This is a genomic window from Sediminibacillus terrae (assembly GCF_009602435.1).
GTDB lineage: Bacteria > Bacillota > Bacilli > Bacillales > Amphibacillaceae > Sediminibacillus > Sediminibacillus terrae.
This window is the reverse complement of record NZ_VZDQ01000026.1, coordinates 304,301-320,890: the sequence shown is the minus strand read 5'-3', so window position 1 is coordinate 320,890 and position 16,590 is coordinate 304,301. Positions and strand designations below refer to the sequence as shown.

The following is a 16,590-nucleotide window of genomic DNA, read 5'->3' as shown; positions in this document are numbered from 1 at the left end:
CATTTTAAATGTGTAAGATCCCTCAGAGACGATGAGGTTGATAGGTCCGAGGTGGAAGCGTGGTGACACGTGCAGCTGACGGATACTAATCGATCGAGGACTTAACTTAAAACAAAAAGCGTCGCGGGCTTGGTCAGATGCGACACGCATAAGCCAGTCACCGAAAAGCCCTGCTTTATGGGCTTGTAGGGGAATGACTTATGACGCGAGCATCTAGCCCGCAGAGCTGGATTAAAACAAAAAGCGTCGCGGACTCCGGTCCGCAGAGCGAGATTCAAACGTGTGAAATTCGTTGATTGTCTTCCTTCTTATCTAGTTTTGAAGGTACACTTTTCTTAAATAATCACCAAGGAAGTTCTGTTAAGCCCGTTCACGTGTCCTGTGAACAACACAGAACGACCTGAATCCTGCAGGCCTGGTGGCAATAGCGGAGAGGCCACACCTGTTCCCATGCCGAACACAGCAGTTAAGCTCTCCAGCGCCCATGGTAGTTGGGGCTTTGCCCCTGCGAGAGTAGGACGCCGCCAGGCAAACCAAACACCCATTAATGAGGTCATCCTCATTAATGGGTGTTTTCTTTGTTTCTATCACAATTTGATTTCTCTTAAGTTGTCTATCCACTGTAATACGCAAATACCTTTAAAAGGAGGAGGAAAACCAATGTTTTGCCCCTGCATTTTGGGATTCATTTTGGGATTCCACCATCCTTTAGCTATTCCTGATCTCTGCTAGATCAAGACGGACAGAAGAGGAGGCATTACTTGGCCAAGGCTTCCCATGCTGCATTCATTCCGGCTACTCTTCCTGTTACCATAGCAGACGTAATATTGTAGCCGCCTGTGTAACCATGTATATCCAGAATTTCACCGCTGAAATAAAGACCATGCATGAACTTAGACTGCAGGGTATTAGGTATCACCTCTTTAGTGGAGACCCCTCCGCCTGTAACAAACGCCTTCTCAATAGGCTGGGAGCCGTTTACGCTAAATCGGAATTGCTTAAGATCACTTATAAAGCGGGAAAACTTTTCCCGGGAAATATTTGCTGCACGATCTTCTAAAGAAATGCCATTCTTTTGAAGTAAATAATCAAGAAAACGTTCAGGAACCAGTCCTTTGCTAACATTTTTCACAGTCTTTTTCGGATTCTCCTCCAAGTGTTTATTATAATCATCCAGCAAAATTTGAAAAGATTGATCAGGTAAAGAATCAATTTCCAATGTTACTTCCTTGTTTCCTTTTTTTAATTCCTTCACTACAAATTGCGAACATCTCAAAACCGCAGGACCGGAGACACCGAAATGCGTAAACAGCATGTCCATCCGGTGGGTGATGATCGGTTTGTTTTTATCATTCAACACAGATAAATCTACATCGCGTAATGCGAGACCTTGCAGCTTTTTCTCCTTGATAAACTTCTCAGAAGAAAGAAGGGGCACCTCTGTAGGATAGATATCGGTAATTGTGTGTCCGGCTTTCTTTGCCCATGCATAACCGTCCCCAGTACTTCCGGTATGGGGAACGGCTTTTCCTCCAACTGCTACGATGACAGCACCAGCTGTGATTTTTTCCTTGTTTTTAAGGATGATGGTGTGATGGTCTTCGCCGTAATCAATTGCTTCCACCGGAGTGTTCGTCCTGATGGTAACGTCCAACTCCGCCAGCCGGTTGAGTAAGGCATTTACAACACTTTTAGCGGAATTGCTGACAGGGAACATGCGGCCATGGTCTTCTTCTTTCAATTTGACGCCGAGGTCTTCAAAAAAATCAATGATATCATAATTGTCAAAAACGGAAAAAGCACTGTATAAAAAACGGCCGTTCCCTGGAATATGTTTGATTACTTCTTCTTGTGGCAACCGGTTTGTGACATTGCATCGACCGCCTCCTGAAATGGCTAGCTTTTTTCCTAGTTTATTTCCTTTATCGATCAAAAGCGTGCGTGCACCGTTTTCGGCAGCAGCGATTGCAGCCATCAATCCAGACGGCCCTCCACCGATCACGACTACTTGGTAAGTCAAAATCACTTCATTCCTTCCTGTTATCTGTCTGGGTATATAGGGTAGGATTCCTTATATAGTCTTTCCCTACTATAGCATAGCATGTCGTCAGTGTACGCAAAAAGTTGCTGGGTTTCCGACAGATCTGTTTTCCGGATTAACAGTAACTGCAAAGGAGGCAGCTTCATTCTGAAAACCGCTAGATTATAATAGAATGCAAAATAAAACCGCAAAATTCTGTTAGAAACCGAACGATATGATAAAATAGACTGGTTAGATAAAGGAGATGCAGGTGAATTATCATGGCTGTTAATAATATAGTACGCGGCACAATGCTTCTGACTGCCGCCACATTTATATCGAAATTTCTAGGGATGATATATGTCATCCCATTTAATGAAATTGTAGGTGCTGAAGGAGGGGCGTTATACCAGTATGCGTACATACCATATAACATCCTGATCAGCATATCGACGGTCGGTGTACCTTTGGCCGTTTCTAAATTCGTGTCGAAATACAATTCGCTCGGCGATTATCAAACTGGAAGGAAAATGTTCAAAGCAGGATTCAGCCTAATGGCGATAACTGGTTTCATCGCTTTTTTGATCATGTTCCTGGGCGCTGGAATATTGGCTAATATTTATATACCTGATGATTCAGAAGGGATTGCGGCAGCAGATGTGGCAATGGTTATCCGGATGGTGAGTTTCGCCCTGTTGGTCATCCCGGCAATGAGTATTGTCAGGGGATTTTTCCAAGGGTATGAATCAATGGGTCCTACGGCTGTATCCCAAGTAGTAGAGCAAATCGTGCGCATTATATTTTTGTTGGTGGCCGTATACTTAGTAATCGATGTGTTTGGCGGAACGACCAGATTGGCAGTTGGTTTTGCCACATTTGCAGCCTTTGTAGGGGCGATTGCGTCCTGTCTTGTTTTATGGATGTTCTGGAGAAAAAGAAAGCGTCACTTGGACAGGCAGGTTCAACAACAAGTGGAAAGCTATAATTTGCCGATGAGCAGCTTGTTTAAAGAGTTGTTCCGTTACGCTGGTCCATTTGTATTGGTAGGAATTGCAACACCGCTTTATCAATTTGTCGATTCGGTTACATTCAAACGTGGGATGGCAGCAATCGGACAAAGCGATATAGCCGATGTCGCCTTGTCGAACATCAACTTGTACGGGCATAAGCTGGTGATTATACCTGTGACACTAGCGACTGGTATGTCCTTGGCTGCCTTGCCTGCAATAACGAAGTCATTTACGGAAAAGAACCGGCAACGCATGTATCAGCAAATCAATCAATCCTTGCAAACGATCATGTTGCTGATCCTCCCTTCGATTGTTGGATTGTCTATCCTCTCTAATGAAGCATATCAGTCTTTTTATGGTACCTTCGAAATCGATTTAAATGGTTCATTGTTAGGGTGGTATGCACCGGTAGCGCTCGCTTTTGGTTTTTTCACCGTCAGTTCGTCGATATTGCAGGGGATCAACCAACAACGCTTTGCCGTAATCAGTCTTACTGCTGGATTAATGGTCAAAGTCTTTTTGAACCTCCCGTTCATCCATACGTTTGGTGCAAAAGGCGCCGTAATAGCCACCATGCTGGCAGTGGTTACTGCTGTCCTTCTCAATCTATGGAGGGTAAAACAAGCAGTGGCATTTCCGTTTAAGCAATTTATCAAACGTTCCATACTAATAGCGATCTTTACAACCATTATGGGAACAACCGTCTGGCTGGTTAAATGGGTACTGGGATTTTCTATTTCCTATCAGGATGGCCGGGCAGAGGGAGTGTTGGTGCTGATTCTTGGTGTGATTGCCGGAGCAATGGTCTATTTGTGGCTTTGTTATGAATCCACTTTACTGGAACGTGTGTTAGGGAGTAGAGTACGGGTAATTGATAAATTTTTGAAACGAAAGTATTAAAGGAGGAAACAGGATGAGGATCGACAAACTGCTATCCAATATGGGGTATGGAAGCAGAAAAGAAGTAAAAGATCTACTGAAAAAAGGGAATGTCCGCTGTGATGATAAAGTGGTAAAGTCCCCTCAGACTCATATAGATCCGGAAAAAAGTGTGATCAGCGTATTCGGAGAAATAGTGGAATACAAAGAAGTGGTTTATTTAATGATGAATAAGCCGCCGGGTTACGTATCTGCCACAGAGGACCAACGTGATTTGACAGTGGTCGATTTATTGGAGCCGGAAGATGCTGTTTTGAATCCTTTTCCAGTAGGCAGGCTGGATAAAGATACCGAAGGGCTTTTGCTGATCACCAATGACGGCAAGCTCGCCCATCAATTGCTCTCCCCTAAAAAACATGTAGGGAAAACGTATTATGCAACCATCGAAGGGAGGGTCACAGAAGAGGATATAAAAGCTTTCCAAAAAGGGGTGACTTTGGATGATGACTATGTCACACAGCCGGCTAATCTAAACATTCTCTCCCGTGGTGAGCTATCCGAAATCGAACTAACCATCACTGAAGGCAAATACCATCAGGTTAAACGCATGTTCGAGTCTGTTGGAAAACGGGTCACCTATTTGAAACGGCTCTCGATGGGGAGCCTGATGCTTGATCCTGATTTGCAGACAGGAGAATATCGGGAACTTACGGATCAAGAATTGGCTTACTTACAAAATGAGCACATTAAAAAAATTGACTGACGATAAAAGGTCAGCCATTTGTTTATATATCAACAATGTTTCACGAAATTTTGACTTTCTTTCTAGTGATTTTCCATCTTCCCCGATTTGGGCTCACTACCAGGCCATTGTGCTCTAGTACATGAAGGTCTCGTTGTACAGTACGATCGGTGATTCCAAATTCTTCAGCTAATTCGGTTGTGGAGACTGTCCCGTTTTCTCTTATATACAGATAAACAGCCTTCACCCGAGTCAGCATCCGGGTTGTTGATTGATTCAAAAAACCACTCCTTAACGTTCAAGTCATTAGAATTGTGGTGCAAGTGAACCTTTGAAGTTATCATAATTTTACACCTTTTTAAGTAAAAACGCTAGAATTTCAGGCCATTTTACTGATAATTCACGATATTTTCACAAAGGGGGCGATTGTTTGCTTAGAAAAATAATCTTGAAAGTCGTTGCCATCAGCAATACCATGCTGTTTGTTTCTAGTGCGTTGTTGATTCTGCTTGCTTCTGTCTTGATTGTGGTGGTGGAACCGGAAACCTTTCCGACTGTATTTGATGGTTTCTGGTGGACGATGACCACAGTAACCACTGTCGGATATGGGGACTACTCCCCTGCAACTTTTGGCGGCAGGTTGATAGCTTTGGTTTTATACATATTGGGCATCGGACTTATCGGCGTTGTCATTGGCAAAGTATTGGATGGACTTGGAAAATTCAGAAAAAACCGTGAGGAGGGTAATATCATGTTTTATGAAAAAGGGCATTATATTATCATTGGCTGGTCTCATAAAGCAAAGGCAGCTATTAAAGAAATGCGGGAAACCAATAAAGACGTAGAAATAGTAATCGTGGATGACTTGGAAAAGGCCCCGATGCTGGCGGAAAATATCCATTACATAAGAGGGAACGTATCAGGAAGCGATGTCCTGGAAAAAGCAAACATAACAGAGGCGGAGGCAGTATTGATTTTTGCAGATGAACGGGTACAAGACAAGCAGCTTGGTGACGGTAGAACGCTTTTGATTGCCACGGCCGTTGAGGCTGTCGCGCCGAATGTGCATACCATCGTAGAAGTCATGGAAGAAGCACATATCAAGAACTTTGAACACATCCAGGTAGATGAGTTTATCATTTCGCATGAGACGATTTCTTCCTTGTTTGTCCGATCTGCGTTTCGAAAAGGTATTTCGAGTGTGTATAATCAACTTCTACGCAGATCGTTTGGGGACGATTTGTTCCATGTGCCCAAGCAAAAGCACTGGAAAACATTTCGTGACGCTTTTAATGAACTACTGGAAGATGGAGCAACTCTGATTGCAGATCATACCAATTTGAGTGTCAACCGGATGCTGGATGAACAGTTACCTGAAGATGCAGAATTATATGTGATCTGCGATTTAGAAACATATGAACGAATACAACAAAAGTATTCTGGGAATAGACACTAAATAGAAAATAAATAATAGAGAGGGGATAGAATGGTACAACACGAAAAAACATATCGTTTTTTACAAGTATTCTATTTTTTCACCTTTTTTTCTAATGGTGCTTTATTTCCATTACTCGCCGTTTTCCTTGAAGAGGAAAAGGGATTGAATCATACGCAGATTGGCGTTATCGTTTCAGCAATACCTTTGGTTACTGTATTTCTCCAGCCTATTTGGGGAGCAATCAGTGACTTCACGAAAAACCCAAGAAAATTGCTATTGATTTCGGGACTTGCTGCAGGTCTGCTCGGTTTCGGATATCCGTGGTTGAATGGATATTACCCGCTAGTCTTCGGGATTATCATCATTGCTATATTCCAGTGTGCGATTATCCCGTTATCAGACAGTTTGACGCTGAATTACGTGCAAACCCATAATAAAGATTATGGGAACATCCGGTTAATGGGATCTGTCGGATTTGCTGTAGCAGCGTTCTTGCTCGGACGTTTGACGGATATGACAGATTCTATCAATTGGATTTTTTATGCCTTTTCGTTGGCAATATTGTTGGCTCTGTTAACCTTGTTTGATTTTCCGAAACGAGGACAAGGTGTGACAGTTTCTTTTCGGACAGGGCTTACCAGCTTATTTAAGCAAAAAGAGTTCAGTTTATTTTTGCTGGCCAACTTTTTAGTCTTCGGTCCCGTATTAGCCAATAATTTCTACTTCAGTACCTTTGTGCTCACTGCAGGCGGGACACTTGCAGGTGTAGGAGTCGCTTTCTTGTTGGCTGCCGGGAGCGAGGCGCCGTTTATGCGTTTTACACAGACAGTGATCAATAAAGTGGGTATTATGAATGTGCTATTGATAAGTGGCGGTGTTTCAAGTGCAAGATGGCTACTGTACTTCTTTGAGCCGCCTACCAGTGTCGTTTATGGTACGACTATCGTCCAAGGTATTTCTGTCGGCCTTTATGTACCGGCTGCGTTGATTTTTATCAGGGATATTGCCCCGACTGCCCTGCAGGCCACCGCTGTCGGTGTTTATTCTGCTGTTGGCAATGGGGTGGGAAATGCATTTTTTACATTTCTTGGTGGCATAATGATAGACGCGGGAACCATCTTCATTATGTATGGTTTTTTCTCGCTGATTACACTATTTGGACTCGGATTGCTTGTCTATATACAGCGGCTGGTCAAAACCGAGGATCTGCTTACCGTAGGAGGATGAGGTTGATGGCTGTGTCACACTATTTTATCGGAATTCCAGTGGATGATAAAATACAACAACAACTGGAGACTGTGCAAGACAGACTAAGAAGTTATCCAGATTTAGCGTATAAAAGTTGGACGAATCCGCATGACATGCACATTACCCTTAAATTTCTCGGCTCCACAGCCGATAGTACTATTGAAGAAATAAAAGACAGTTTGCAGCAAATCAAACAAAACGACTGTTTCTCCCTTGAGGTAAAAGGGATCGGTCATTTTGGAAATCCTAAAAAGCCAAGAGTTGTCTGGGCTGGTGTGGAAAAAACCAGCCCACTGGCAGCTTTGCAAAAACAGGTTGAGGAACTTTGCCAAACTTTTGGATGGTCGATGGAAAACAGACCATACCGTCCGCATATCACGCTTGCGAAAAAATGGGCGGGAACAGATAATGTAAAAAAACCTATATTAGAGGAAATCCATTTTGGAATCCTGACAGTAGAACAGGTTCATCTGTACCGAATTCATCCATCCCAAACTCCAAAATATGAAGCGATTGAAATGGTCAGCTTAAAATGAGGTGAGCGATTGGCGCAACTGGTTAAATTACAGAATTATATTTCACGTTATGAGAAGGATATTTTTCATTATCCGGGACAGTTTAGCAGGATGAAAAAGGAAAAATGGAACAAAACGTTGAACCAGTGGGAAGAAGAACGTTTTTCTTATGAACAGGAAGTAGAAAGAATCCAGCATACCGAGAAAACTTCAAAGCCGAAGTGGCGTTCTTTGTTTACCAGGAAAAACATGCAGGAAGAAGCTTGGCCCGTGGAGAATGATAAACCGGGGCTGCCATCTACAAAAGAAGATTTGAAACACCAATTCCTCGATCGGCTGATCGCTTTTCAATTAAAGTGGGCCTCTTCTACTGTAAGTCAAATGTCATTTTTGGACAGAACTTTTTTACATGATCTCATATTGAAGTTTTTCTTGCAGCGTTTTCCAGATACTTACTTATTCATGTACGAACCTGTTTTCACGTTGAAAAATAGCACGATGGAGGGCGACGTGGTCCTTATAAAACCTCAGGGCATAGAGATTATCAATCTAGTGGAAAACCCTTCAGCAGACACAATATTTGTCAACGAAGAGCGGATGTGGGAAATCACCATTCGAGGAAACAAAGAACGAATCCTTAGCCCGATGCTATCTTTGAGAAGGACCGAACAGATTATCAAAAGCATTTTGGATTTGCACCACATCGATTTTCCCATACAAAAGACTGTGCTTTCCCGCACCAACTCGATGCTTTTTGAAAGAGAACCTTATCGTACTAGATTTATAGACAAGCACCGGTACGATGAATGGCTGCAACAACATCGACAAGAGGTTTCTCCGCTGAAGCATAAGCAATTGATAGTTTGTGATGCGCTGTTGAACCATTGCCAAACAGTAGCAGTCAGGCGGAGGGAGTGGGAGGAGGACGATGGCTCCCAGCCACTATAATGTGGATAAGCAGGCTGTGGTTTGTTCTCCGATAGAATAGTTTGCTTTCCGCTTGTTTGCTGACAGTGTGATTAGTTTTTGTTATATTGCGATTGCTCATTTAAACTGAAATCCACCGAATGCAATAACTGATTATTTATGCAGCTTTGAAGTAGAATATCCAAGAAGTTGAATCATTGTTCCTATTGAAATGGAGCATTTATAAGAATCAATCCACCCGGACAAAAACAAGAACGGGTCCGTTGATTTTCAGAAAACCGAATAGGGGATAGGTAATGTATATATTTATTGTAAACACGGTATCAGCAAATGGGCGAGGACTGAAGATACTTAAGAAGCTGGAAACAGATCCGTTATTTCAGTCAAGTTATTGTAGAACATTCCGGACGGAGTACAAGGGACACGCAGAAAAGCTGGCTCAGCAGGTTGCCGAGATACATAAAGAACAAGTCGAATGCGTGGTAGTCATCGGTGGGGATGGCACCTTGCATGAGGTGGTCAATGGACTCAAACATTTTAATTGGATACCCATTGGTTTCATTCCGGCGGGGAGCGGAAACGACTTTGGCAGAGGAGTGGGGATGGTTCGCGATCCACTAGCCATCTTCCGGTCGATTGTTTCAAAAAAACGCCACAAACTTTATTGGCCAGGGGTATATTTGACTGATAATCGCACACAAAAGTATTACCGCCATTTCATGAACAATATAGGATTTGGTCTGGAAGCCGAAGTTTCAGCAGCGGCCGAACAAATAAAATCAAAGAAATGGTTCTCTCTGTTAAAACTCTCAAAACTGAGCTATCCGCTCGGATTGTTTGCGGTAATCAAGAATTTTAAACCGTTACAGATAACCTTGAACTTAGAGGGAGAGAGAAAACAGTTGGACAATGTCTGGATGATGACAGTCTCGAACCATCCTTATTTAGGAGGCGGCATGAAAATCAATCCCACTGCTAAAATACAGCCCGATTCCTTATCTTTACTGACGGTGCAGAACATCACACGATGGAAACTGTTACTTTTATTTATGAGTGTCTATTGGGGAAAGCATATAAAACTAAAGGAAGTTTCCCATTTCCAGGTATCCTCTTTGACGATAGATTCAGAAATCCCCATTCATTTCCAGACAGATGGACAAGTCGGCAAGTGTAAGAGCTGCCGGATCAGCAAGGAAACCGAAACCAGGAAAATATTTGGTGCTTTTACGAAATTAACTTCTTGAAATTCACCCATTAAATGAGTTAATCTAAAATATGTCTGCTATTTAGTGTGGTTGTTGTTCAGCTTTGCATTTTACGAGCTTCTTTACGCAATCGGCGGAAGGATGACATCGGAAATAATGCTTGGCTGGAACAATGCTTTATCAATTAAACCAGCACATATACAACAATGCTTTCTGGATGGAAAAAACCAAGACGGATTTGAGGAATTGAAGGTGAAGTGGTTGGATAACATATTAGGCGATGATTGGACGATAACTCCTGCTGGCGGTTCTTCAGGAGAAGCGTATTATGCACATAGTGAACGAAAACGGCTCTTTCTGAAGCGTAACTCATCACCGTTTTTAGCAGTCTTGTCTGCAGAAGGAATCGTACCAAAACTTGTTTGGACGAAACGCATGGAAAATGGCGATGTTATCACGGCTCAGCAATGGCTGGACAGCCGGGAATTGACCCCTGAAGAAATGCAGCACCCCCGGGTTGCGAAGTTATTAAGCAGAATCCATCACTCTTCAGAATTGCTGGACATGCTCATGCGGATCGGAAAGCGTCCGATCAAGCCGGAAGATATTTTGTATGATGTCAAATCCAATATTCGGATCCATGAAGAAACGGCTACACAAATCGAGATTCATAAAGCGATGAAACATCTCGAAACCATGCTTCCTCGTGTCCAACATTTTAAGCAAGTGGTTTGTCATTGCGACATGAACCATAATAATTGGTTACTGTCTGGAGATGGCCAGCTTTATCTAATCGATTGGGATAACGCCAAAGTGGCGGATCCTGCTATGGACATAGGGATGATTTTATACTGGTACATACCCGAACATGATTGGGATGATTGGTTATCCCGTTATGGATCGGCACGGGACAACCAGTTGATAGAACGAATGTACTGGTATTTGATTGCACAGTCTGTAAGTTACATTTTATGGCACAAAGATCGAGGGGAAACTAAAAAGGCCGATCAGCGCCTACAGGAGCTTGAACGTTTGCTTAAGCGTGTCAACCAATAGTAGGTGGGTTGATGGCGTTTACCCATTGCTGCAGATTTTCCCGGTTGCTTTCAATATGGTCATCTAAATTCTGGACGAGTTCACCTTGTCTGCTGTAATCATAAATGGCAGGCAGATGTCCTTGTAAAGCGGAGTCAGTCACAGACTCTTCTGCTATCATGGATTTCACCAGACGTTGAATTTGCTGGCATTCGGCTACACTTCCGCAACATTCCTCCGAATGCTCGCTTAAGATATCGTAAAGCAAGTCCAGCTGATTTTGGACATTTTTGGTCATTGCAAGTCCCCCTTTTACTGCTATTATTTCTCGATATTTTTTATATTATGCATAACGCAAGCATGGGCAACGAAAGCAAAACCGGGCGAATTCCAAACGTTGATTGAATTCACCCGGTTTTTTTGGCTCGCTTGTTTCCTCTGCTACGCTATTTCGTTCTATAGAGCCTTTTAAACTGCTTGCTGCCATAAAATTTTATCGTTCAAAGCCTTTGATTCTAAAGGAATCCCGTTTTAAGACTTTTACCCGATATACCCATTATGAAATGGATACATGAATGACTGTTAAATCTCTTGAACAGCTTCTTGCTTCGCTTCATGTGAATACGTGTCTTCTTATATACCTCTCGTTGAACTTCCCGGCAAACTTCATCCAATCCCCAATAAATCTGCCGCATAAAATGAAATCGGTCGACAATGATTAATGAATCTCCTAGTACCATGCGGACTGCCTGCTTAAATGATTTCGATAGATCCATTACGAAGATTTCCACTTTGCTGGTATCACAGGAACGTAAGTGCTTTTCAATTGTCTACTTTTCAATAATCTCTTTATCCTCCATGTCCATCGTCCACCACTTTGGTTTGGAACCTTTCTCCTCCTGGATCTCCTTTGCCTCTTCTATAGCTATTGTCCGAGGAAGAAGCTTTCTTGTTTTTAGCTGTTGTTGATCAAACAATGAGTGTATTTTTTGCACAATGCAGAAATACTCATCACGACAGGGGATACCACCACATTCAGTATAGAGCCCATTATCAAGGAATACAAAAAAACGGAACGAATTCTGATCCAAATCGAATTCGTTCCGTTTTTACATTGATGGCTAAGCTTTTATCCCGGCCTTGTCCTTTTAATAGCATAAGGATAATGGTGCATAGAGCTATAATCCAAAGCCTTTTTAAGAAAATCATTGTAAAAAGATAGCGCCGATCCGCACTTATCTGTCAATCCTGGTAAAGAGCAATCAACCGTTAATCGAGTGTTCAGGCTTTGTTAATCTGCGGGGAATATTTCACTTGCTTGGCTTTTACTTCCCGGTTTGCTTTTTCGTTCAATTTTTCGAAAGGGTAAATAAATAGTGCATATCCGGCAAACATGACGGAAAATACAGCCAGCACAATCGTTTCAATCATCGTGGTAAAAAATTTCAATTTTATTCACTCCTGTTAGTCCGATTAATCTCACATGTCTAATATCATATACTTGAAAGCGTTGCCAATCCAACATCTGTTTTAGTGAGTAAGGTTGGATATAACCTACTCTGGGTCCGTCAGTAAAATTTATCTCCTAAACGATGATATATAGACTTTATTGGTTAGATTTCCTTACATATACGCAAAATTTGCGATAATCTTTCGTTTTTGTTGAAATAATGGTAAGGTTTATACGGTATAAATAGAGAGGGGTTACGACTTTGCGTTTAAGACATAAACCATGGGCAGATGATTATTTAAAAGAAAATGAAGATATTGTGGTTCATAATCCATTTGAGCAGAAAGGAAATTGGAATTCGCTTTTTCCCGACGACCAGCCGCTTCATATCGAAATCGGCACTGGCAAGGGTCAGTTTATCGCCGGCATGGCTGCTCAGCATTCAGACATAAATTTTATCGGAATTGAAAGGGCGAAAAGCATTGTTGTCAGCGCAGTGGAGAAAGTGAAGCAGGCGGAAGTGGCGAATGCAAAATTACTTAATGTAAATGCCCAGGATTTACGTGAGTTGTTTGCGGAAAATGAGGTGGACAAGATTTATTTGAACTTTTCAGATCCTTGGCCAAAAACGAAACATGAAAAAAGAAGGCTTACTTACCACACTTTTTTACAACAATATAAAGGAATTCTGAAACCTGATGGAGAAATCGTTTTAAAGACGGACAACCGCAAATTATTTGAATACTCTTTGGTGAGTTTTTCCAAGTTCGGCATGATACTGGATGAAGTTTTATTGGACTTGCATGATTATAATGATCCAGACAACGTTCAGACAGAATACGAGGAAAAGTTTTCTGGAAAAGGACAGCCGATTTATCGCTGTAAAGCATATTTTGCTTCGTGAAAAAGGGGAGTGAGAGAAAAATGGAGTCGTTGACAGTTGGGAGAGCAACATTGACATGGCTGAACGGAGGAGTCAATCACTTGGATGGCGGAGCTATGTTTGGTGTAGTTCCGAAAGCGTTATGGAGTAAAAAGTATCCTTGCAATGAAAAAAATCAAATTGAATTAAGAACAGATCCACTATTACTCGAATTGGATGGCAAGCGTTACTTGATAGACTCTGGTATTGGCAATGGGAAATTGACAGACAAACAAATTCGCAACTTCGGCGTTGCAGAACAATCCAAGCTGGAAACTTCGCTTCATGAGTTGGGATTGTCTGTCTCCGATATAGATGCTGTTTTAATGACACACTTGCATTTTGACCACGCTTGCGGCTTGACGAAGTGGAAGGATGACACGTTGACAGCTGTCATTCCTGACGTGCCGATATATGTCAATCATACGGAATGGGAGGAAATGAGAAATCCCAATATCCGTTCGGTAAATACTTATTGGACAGACAATTGGAAGCCAATAGAAAACCAGTTTGTCAGCTTCGAACAGAATATAAGCATTGTTCCCGGATTGGAGATGATCCATACGGGGGGCCACAGTGACGGCCATTCGATCCTAGTATTTGAAGATGGAGAGGACATATTCATCCATATGGCTGATTTAATGCCTACCCATGCTCATCAAAACAAGCTTTGGGCACTTGCCTATGATGATTATCCGGTAACTTCTGTTCATGAGAAACAAAAATGGATGGAATATGGAATAGCGAATAACGCATGGTACACCTTTTATCACGATGCTTACTTCCGGGCACTTAGATTTGACGAGGATGGTAACCTGCAAGGCAAAGTCGAGCGGGAACGATACCCTTACCCAGGGCTTTCATTTAATTGACCTGCTAGGTATAGGACTAACACGAGGGAAATATAGAGTGTTTGTCTATGGCTTTATTCTTTGCCAAGTAGTTCGTCGATTGCTATAACAAAAAAACCGAACGAGTTCGAATGCGTAGGAATTCGAATTATCGTTCGGTTCATTGACTATCTCCGGCACCTTTTATATAAGCGGTTTAGGCAGATTGCAACACGTCCAAAATGGAACCGGTCTCTGCGTCTACTTTAAATTCATACTGCGTACTTTCTCCATCGACAGTTCTTGTAATCCCGCCGCGATATACGGTATAAGTAAGTCCGTTCTTCTCCATTTCCTCAGGCTTCATATAAATCCATGAACCACTTATTGGACCCTGCTGTTTAAACGCTTCTTTAGCGGATTTCAAAGCTTTCTCTGGTGTAACCTTGCGTTGTTTTTCGTATTGTTGTAAAGCAAAATATCCTGCCACTGCTCCGATTCCAGCTCCGACTGCGATTCTTTTCCAATTCATAGTTAGTCACCTCAGGTTAAGATTTTAATTGTAGTATACCTGAAACAGTGAAAAATAGAAAATATTATGAAGTGATTGTCCTGTCAAAATGATTCTCTCCGTCAGCAAAGGGGTTTATCTGGAAACGATGCAAAAGTTCAGCTACAATAATCGTAGGAACTAAAAGTTGGAGGGAATACATAATGAATAATGAAACAAAGCAGTTGTTTCGCGAATTGACGGAATTGCAAGGTGCTCCTGGCAATGAACACTTGGTAAGAAAATTTATGAAACAGCAATTAGAAACATATGCGGATGAAGTCATCCAAGATCGCCTGGGCGGTGTATTCGGTGTCAGGAATGGAGAAGGCCCTAAAGTGATGGTGGCTGGTCATATGGATGAGGTAGGTTTTATGGTTACCCAAATCACCAAAAACGGGATGATTCGTTTTCAAACGCTCGGTGGATGGTGGTCCCAGGTGTTGCTAGCCCAGCGAGTGCAAATCATGACGGATAACGGACCTGTTATCGGTGTGATCGGTTCGATTCCGCCACACAATTTAACGGAAGCACAGCGTAAAAAGCCGATGGAGTTGAAAAACATGCTGATAGACATCGGTGCCGATGACGAAGAGGATGTTAAACGGATTGGTGTGAAGCCCGGCCAGCAGGTTGTTCCGGTCACTCCTTTCACCCCGATGGCCAACGAAAAGAAAATCCTGGCAAAAGCATGGGATAACAGGTATGGATGCGGTTTGTCCATTGAGCTTTTGAAGGAATTGCAAGGCGAAAAATTGCCAAACCAGTTGTTTTCTGGTGCTACCGTACAGGAGGAGGTAGGTTTGCGTGGTGCTCAAGTTGCGGCAAACATGATTCAGCCCGATGTTTTTTATGCGCTTGATGCCTCTCCTGCAAATGACATGTCGGGTGATGAGAAGGAATTCGGCCAGCTTGGAAAAGGCGCGCTGTTACGGATTTTCGACCGCTCCATGATCACCCATCATGGTATGAGGGATTTTGTGCTGGATACTGCTGAGTCAAACGATATTCCTTATCAATATTTCATTTCCCAAGGTGGAACCGATGCCGGCCGTGTTCATATATCCAATGAGGGAATTCCCTCTGCAGTGGTGGGGATTTGTTCACGCTACATCCATACACATGCTTCCATCATTCATGTGGATGACTATGCTGCAGCAAAAGAATTAATCGTTAAGCTGGTAAAAACAACGGATAAAGCTGCTGTTGAACAGATTCATAAACAAGGCTGAAATTTGAGTTTGTCGCTATACAGCTGGTTATAAAGCCGCTGCGCGATTTGGAAAAGGATGACCGTTAATGAAAATGTATATAGGTTCTATGAACCCTGCAAAAATAAAAGCCGTTAAAAATGCATTTCCAGAGGCTGAAGTGGTCGAAATCGATGTAGCTTCCAAGGTTTCGCTGCAGCCCTTCTCGGATGAGGAAACAATGGAAGGGGCGGTGAACAGGGCCAGAGAATGCGCCTCCTTAAATCCTGACAGTGTCGGGATTGGCCTCGAAGGTGGAGTCATGGAGCTAAATGGGGAGTTATTTTTATGCAATTGGGGAGCGCTGATAAACGAGAAAGGCCATACATTTCTTGCCAGCGGTGCGAGGATTCCCCTCCCGGAAGAAGTGGCTGCCCAGCTCGAAAAGGGCATCGAACTCGGGGAAGTAATGGATGTATATTCCCAGCGGAAAGACGTCCGTAAAAAGGAGGGCGCAGTCGGTATTTTTACCAATGAACTAGTCAGCAGGGAAGAAATGTTCACCCACGTGATGAAGCTGCTTAAAGGACAATATCAATTTCAACAACAATAAAAAAGAAGTAGCCGAT

The 16,590-nt window shown here is 42.6% G+C and carries 19 protein-coding genes and 2 rRNA genes; 14 read left to right on the top strand and 7 right to left on the bottom strand.

Annotated features, from left to right (window positions below; genetic code table 11):
* Window positions 1-109, top strand: a 23S ribosomal RNA gene (locus F6X55_RS16835); the annotation flags it as partial.
* Between the two features lie 305 nt (window positions 110-414).
* Window positions 415-530: ribosomal RNA gene (rrf, locus tag F6X55_RS16830) — 5S ribosomal RNA — on the top strand.
* A gap of 227 nt (window positions 531-757) precedes the next feature.
* Here rrf and F6X55_RS16825 read toward each other — a convergent pair.
* Window positions 758-2,020, bottom strand: coding sequence for a BaiN/RdsA family NAD(P)/FAD-dependent oxidoreductase (locus F6X55_RS16825; RefSeq protein WP_153464870.1), 1,263 nt, complete (start codon window positions 2,018-2,020; stop codon window positions 758-760).
* A 281-nt stretch (window positions 2,021-2,301) separates the two neighbouring features.
* Here F6X55_RS16825 and F6X55_RS16820 point away from each other — a divergent pair, with 281 nt between their 5' ends.
* On the top strand, window positions 2,302-3,930 hold the full coding sequence (locus tag F6X55_RS16820) for a putative polysaccharide biosynthesis protein (RefSeq protein ID WP_153464861.1): 1,629 nt from the start codon (window positions 2,302-2,304) through the stop codon (window positions 3,928-3,930).
* A gap of 13 nt (window positions 3,931-3,943) precedes the next feature.
* Window positions 3,944-4,672 carry a pseudouridine synthase gene (locus tag F6X55_RS16815; protein WP_153464859.1) on the top strand — a complete coding sequence of 243 codons (729 nt, stop codon included), beginning with the start codon at window positions 3,944-3,946 and terminating at the stop codon, window positions 4,670-4,672.
* A 40-nt stretch (window positions 4,673-4,712) separates the two neighbouring features.
* On the opposite strand, the gene F6X55_RS16810 is transcribed toward F6X55_RS16815, so the two are convergent.
* Window positions 4,713-4,931 carry a DeoR family transcriptional regulator gene (locus tag F6X55_RS16810; RefSeq protein ID WP_026569649.1) on the bottom strand — a complete coding sequence of 73 codons (219 nt, stop codon included), beginning with the start codon at window positions 4,929-4,931 and terminating at the stop codon, window positions 4,713-4,715.
* A gap of 150 nt (window positions 4,932-5,081) precedes the next feature.
* Between F6X55_RS16810 and F6X55_RS16805 the strand changes: the two genes are divergently transcribed.
* The 6 genes from F6X55_RS16805 to F6X55_RS16780 all read left to right on the top strand — a co-directional run bounded on the left by F6X55_RS16805 (window position 5,082) and on the right by F6X55_RS16780 (window position 11,040).
* Window positions 5,082-6,107 carry an ion channel gene (locus F6X55_RS16805; RefSeq protein WP_237648697.1) on the top strand — a complete coding sequence of 342 codons (1,026 nt, stop codon included), beginning with the start codon at window positions 5,082-5,084 and terminating at the stop codon, window positions 6,105-6,107.
* Between the two features lie 30 nt (window positions 6,108-6,137).
* A complete protein-coding gene (locus F6X55_RS16800) occupies window positions 6,138-7,316 on the top strand; it encodes an MFS transporter (protein WP_026569651.1) in 1,179 nt (392 codons plus the stop codon).
* A gap of 5 nt (window positions 7,317-7,321) precedes the next feature.
* Window positions 7,322-7,873 carry an RNA 2',3'-cyclic phosphodiesterase gene (thpR, locus tag F6X55_RS16795; protein WP_161993107.1) on the top strand — a complete coding sequence of 184 codons (552 nt, stop codon included), beginning with the start codon at window positions 7,322-7,324 and terminating at the stop codon, window positions 7,871-7,873.
* 9 nt (window positions 7,874-7,882) lie between these two features.
* The gene (locus F6X55_RS16790) at window positions 7,883-8,800 is read left to right on the top strand and encodes an NERD domain-containing protein (RefSeq protein WP_153464855.1); all 918 of its coding nucleotides are present in this window, start codon (window positions 7,883-7,885) and stop codon (window positions 8,798-8,800) included.
* Between the two features lie 275 nt (window positions 8,801-9,075).
* Complete coding sequence (locus F6X55_RS16785) at window positions 9,076-10,023, top strand: diacylglycerol/lipid kinase family protein (RefSeq protein ID WP_153464853.1); 948 nt, start codon at window positions 9,076-9,078, stop codon at window positions 10,021-10,023.
* A gap of 222 nt (window positions 10,024-10,245) precedes the next feature.
* Complete coding sequence (locus F6X55_RS16780; RefSeq protein ID WP_371068792.1) at window positions 10,246-11,040, top strand: phosphotransferase; 795 nt, start codon at window positions 10,246-10,248, stop codon at window positions 11,038-11,040.
* On the opposite strand, the gene F6X55_RS16775 is transcribed toward F6X55_RS16780, so the two are convergent.
* From F6X55_RS16775 to F6X55_RS20115, 4 genes are all read right to left on the bottom strand, one after another.
* Window positions 11,030-11,317, bottom strand: coding sequence for a YtzH-like family protein (locus tag F6X55_RS16775; RefSeq protein ID WP_026569656.1), 288 nt, complete (start codon window positions 11,315-11,317; stop codon window positions 11,030-11,032). The two genes, F6X55_RS16780 and F6X55_RS16775, sit on opposite strands and share 11 nt — an antisense overlap.
* Before the next feature lie 217 nt (window positions 11,318-11,534).
* A complete protein-coding gene (locus F6X55_RS16770) occupies window positions 11,535-11,846 on the bottom strand; it encodes a transposase (RefSeq protein WP_419866470.1) in 312 nt (103 codons plus the stop codon).
* A gap of 3 nt (window positions 11,847-11,849) precedes the next feature.
* Window positions 11,850-12,014: a hypothetical protein gene (locus tag F6X55_RS20270; protein ID WP_153464849.1), complete on the bottom strand. Its 165-nt coding sequence runs from the start codon at window positions 12,012-12,014 to the stop codon at window positions 11,850-11,852.
* Window positions 12,015-12,300: 286 nt separating this feature from the next.
* Window positions 12,301-12,468, bottom strand: a complete 168-nt coding sequence (locus F6X55_RS20115) for a hypothetical protein (RefSeq protein WP_153464847.1) — start codon at window positions 12,466-12,468, stop codon at window positions 12,301-12,303.
* A gap of 263 nt (window positions 12,469-12,731) precedes the next feature.
* On the opposite strand from F6X55_RS20115, the gene trmB reads away from it, so the two are divergent.
* Window positions 12,732-13,373 carry a tRNA (guanosine(46)-N7)-methyltransferase TrmB gene (gene trmB / locus F6X55_RS16755; RefSeq protein WP_153464845.1) on the top strand — a complete coding sequence of 214 codons (642 nt, stop codon included), beginning with the start codon at window positions 12,732-12,734 and terminating at the stop codon, window positions 13,371-13,373.
* A gap of 20 nt (window positions 13,374-13,393) precedes the next feature.
* Entirely contained in the window at window positions 13,394-14,263 is an 870-nt protein-coding gene (locus F6X55_RS16750) for a YtnP family quorum-quenching lactonase (protein WP_153464843.1), read from the top strand.
* A 175-nt stretch (window positions 14,264-14,438) separates the two neighbouring features.
* Here F6X55_RS16750 and F6X55_RS16745 read toward each other — a convergent pair whose 3' ends face one another.
* A complete protein-coding gene (locus tag F6X55_RS16745; protein ID WP_026569660.1) occupies window positions 14,439-14,753 on the bottom strand; it encodes a PepSY domain-containing protein in 315 nt (104 codons plus the stop codon).
* Between the two features lie 182 nt (window positions 14,754-14,935).
* Here F6X55_RS16745 and F6X55_RS16740 point away from each other — a divergent pair, with 182 nt between their 5' ends.
* Complete coding sequence (locus F6X55_RS16740) at window positions 14,936-16,003, top strand: M42 family metallopeptidase (RefSeq protein ID WP_153464840.1); 1,068 nt, start codon at window positions 14,936-14,938, stop codon at window positions 16,001-16,003.
* Window positions 16,004-16,070: 67 nt separating this feature from the next.
* Complete coding sequence (locus tag F6X55_RS16735; RefSeq protein ID WP_153464839.1) at window positions 16,071-16,574, top strand: DUF84 family protein; 504 nt, start codon at window positions 16,071-16,073, stop codon at window positions 16,572-16,574.
* The last annotated feature ends 16 nt before the right edge of the window (window positions 16,575-16,590 follow it).

Excerpts from the sequence above, each read along its gene's own strand:
- F6X55_RS16820 (WP_153464861.1), top strand. The coding sequence starts at position 2,302 with ATGGCTGTTAATAATATAGTACGCGGCACAATGCTTCTGACTGCCGCC.
- F6X55_RS16815 (WP_153464859.1), top strand. The coding sequence starts at position 3,944 with ATGAGGATCGACAAACTGCTATCCAATATGGGGTATGGAAGCAGAAAA.
- F6X55_RS16800 (WP_026569651.1), top strand. The coding sequence starts at position 6,138 with ATGGTACAACACGAAAAAACATATCGTTTTTTACAAGTATTCTATTTT.
- thpR (WP_161993107.1), top strand. The coding sequence starts at position 7,322 with ATGGCTGTGTCACACTATTTTATCGGAATTCCAGTGGATGATAAAATA.
- F6X55_RS16785 (WP_153464853.1), top strand. The coding sequence starts at position 9,076 with ATGTATATATTTATTGTAAACACGGTATCAGCAAATGGGCGAGGACTG.
- F6X55_RS16775 (WP_026569656.1), bottom strand. The coding sequence starts at position 11,317 with ATGACCAAAAATGTCCAAAATCAGCTGGACTTGCTTTACGATATCTTA.
- F6X55_RS16750 (WP_153464843.1), top strand. The coding sequence starts at position 13,394 with ATGGAGTCGTTGACAGTTGGGAGAGCAACATTGACATGGCTGAACGGA.
- F6X55_RS16745 (WP_026569660.1), bottom strand. The coding sequence starts at position 14,753 with ATGAATTGGAAAAGAATCGCAGTCGGAGCTGGAATCGGAGCAGTGGCA.
- F6X55_RS16740 (WP_153464840.1), top strand. The coding sequence starts at position 14,936 with ATGAATAATGAAACAAAGCAGTTGTTTCGCGAATTGACGGAATTGCAA.
- F6X55_RS16735 (WP_153464839.1), top strand. The coding sequence starts at position 16,071 with ATGAAAATGTATATAGGTTCTATGAACCCTGCAAAAATAAAAGCCGTT.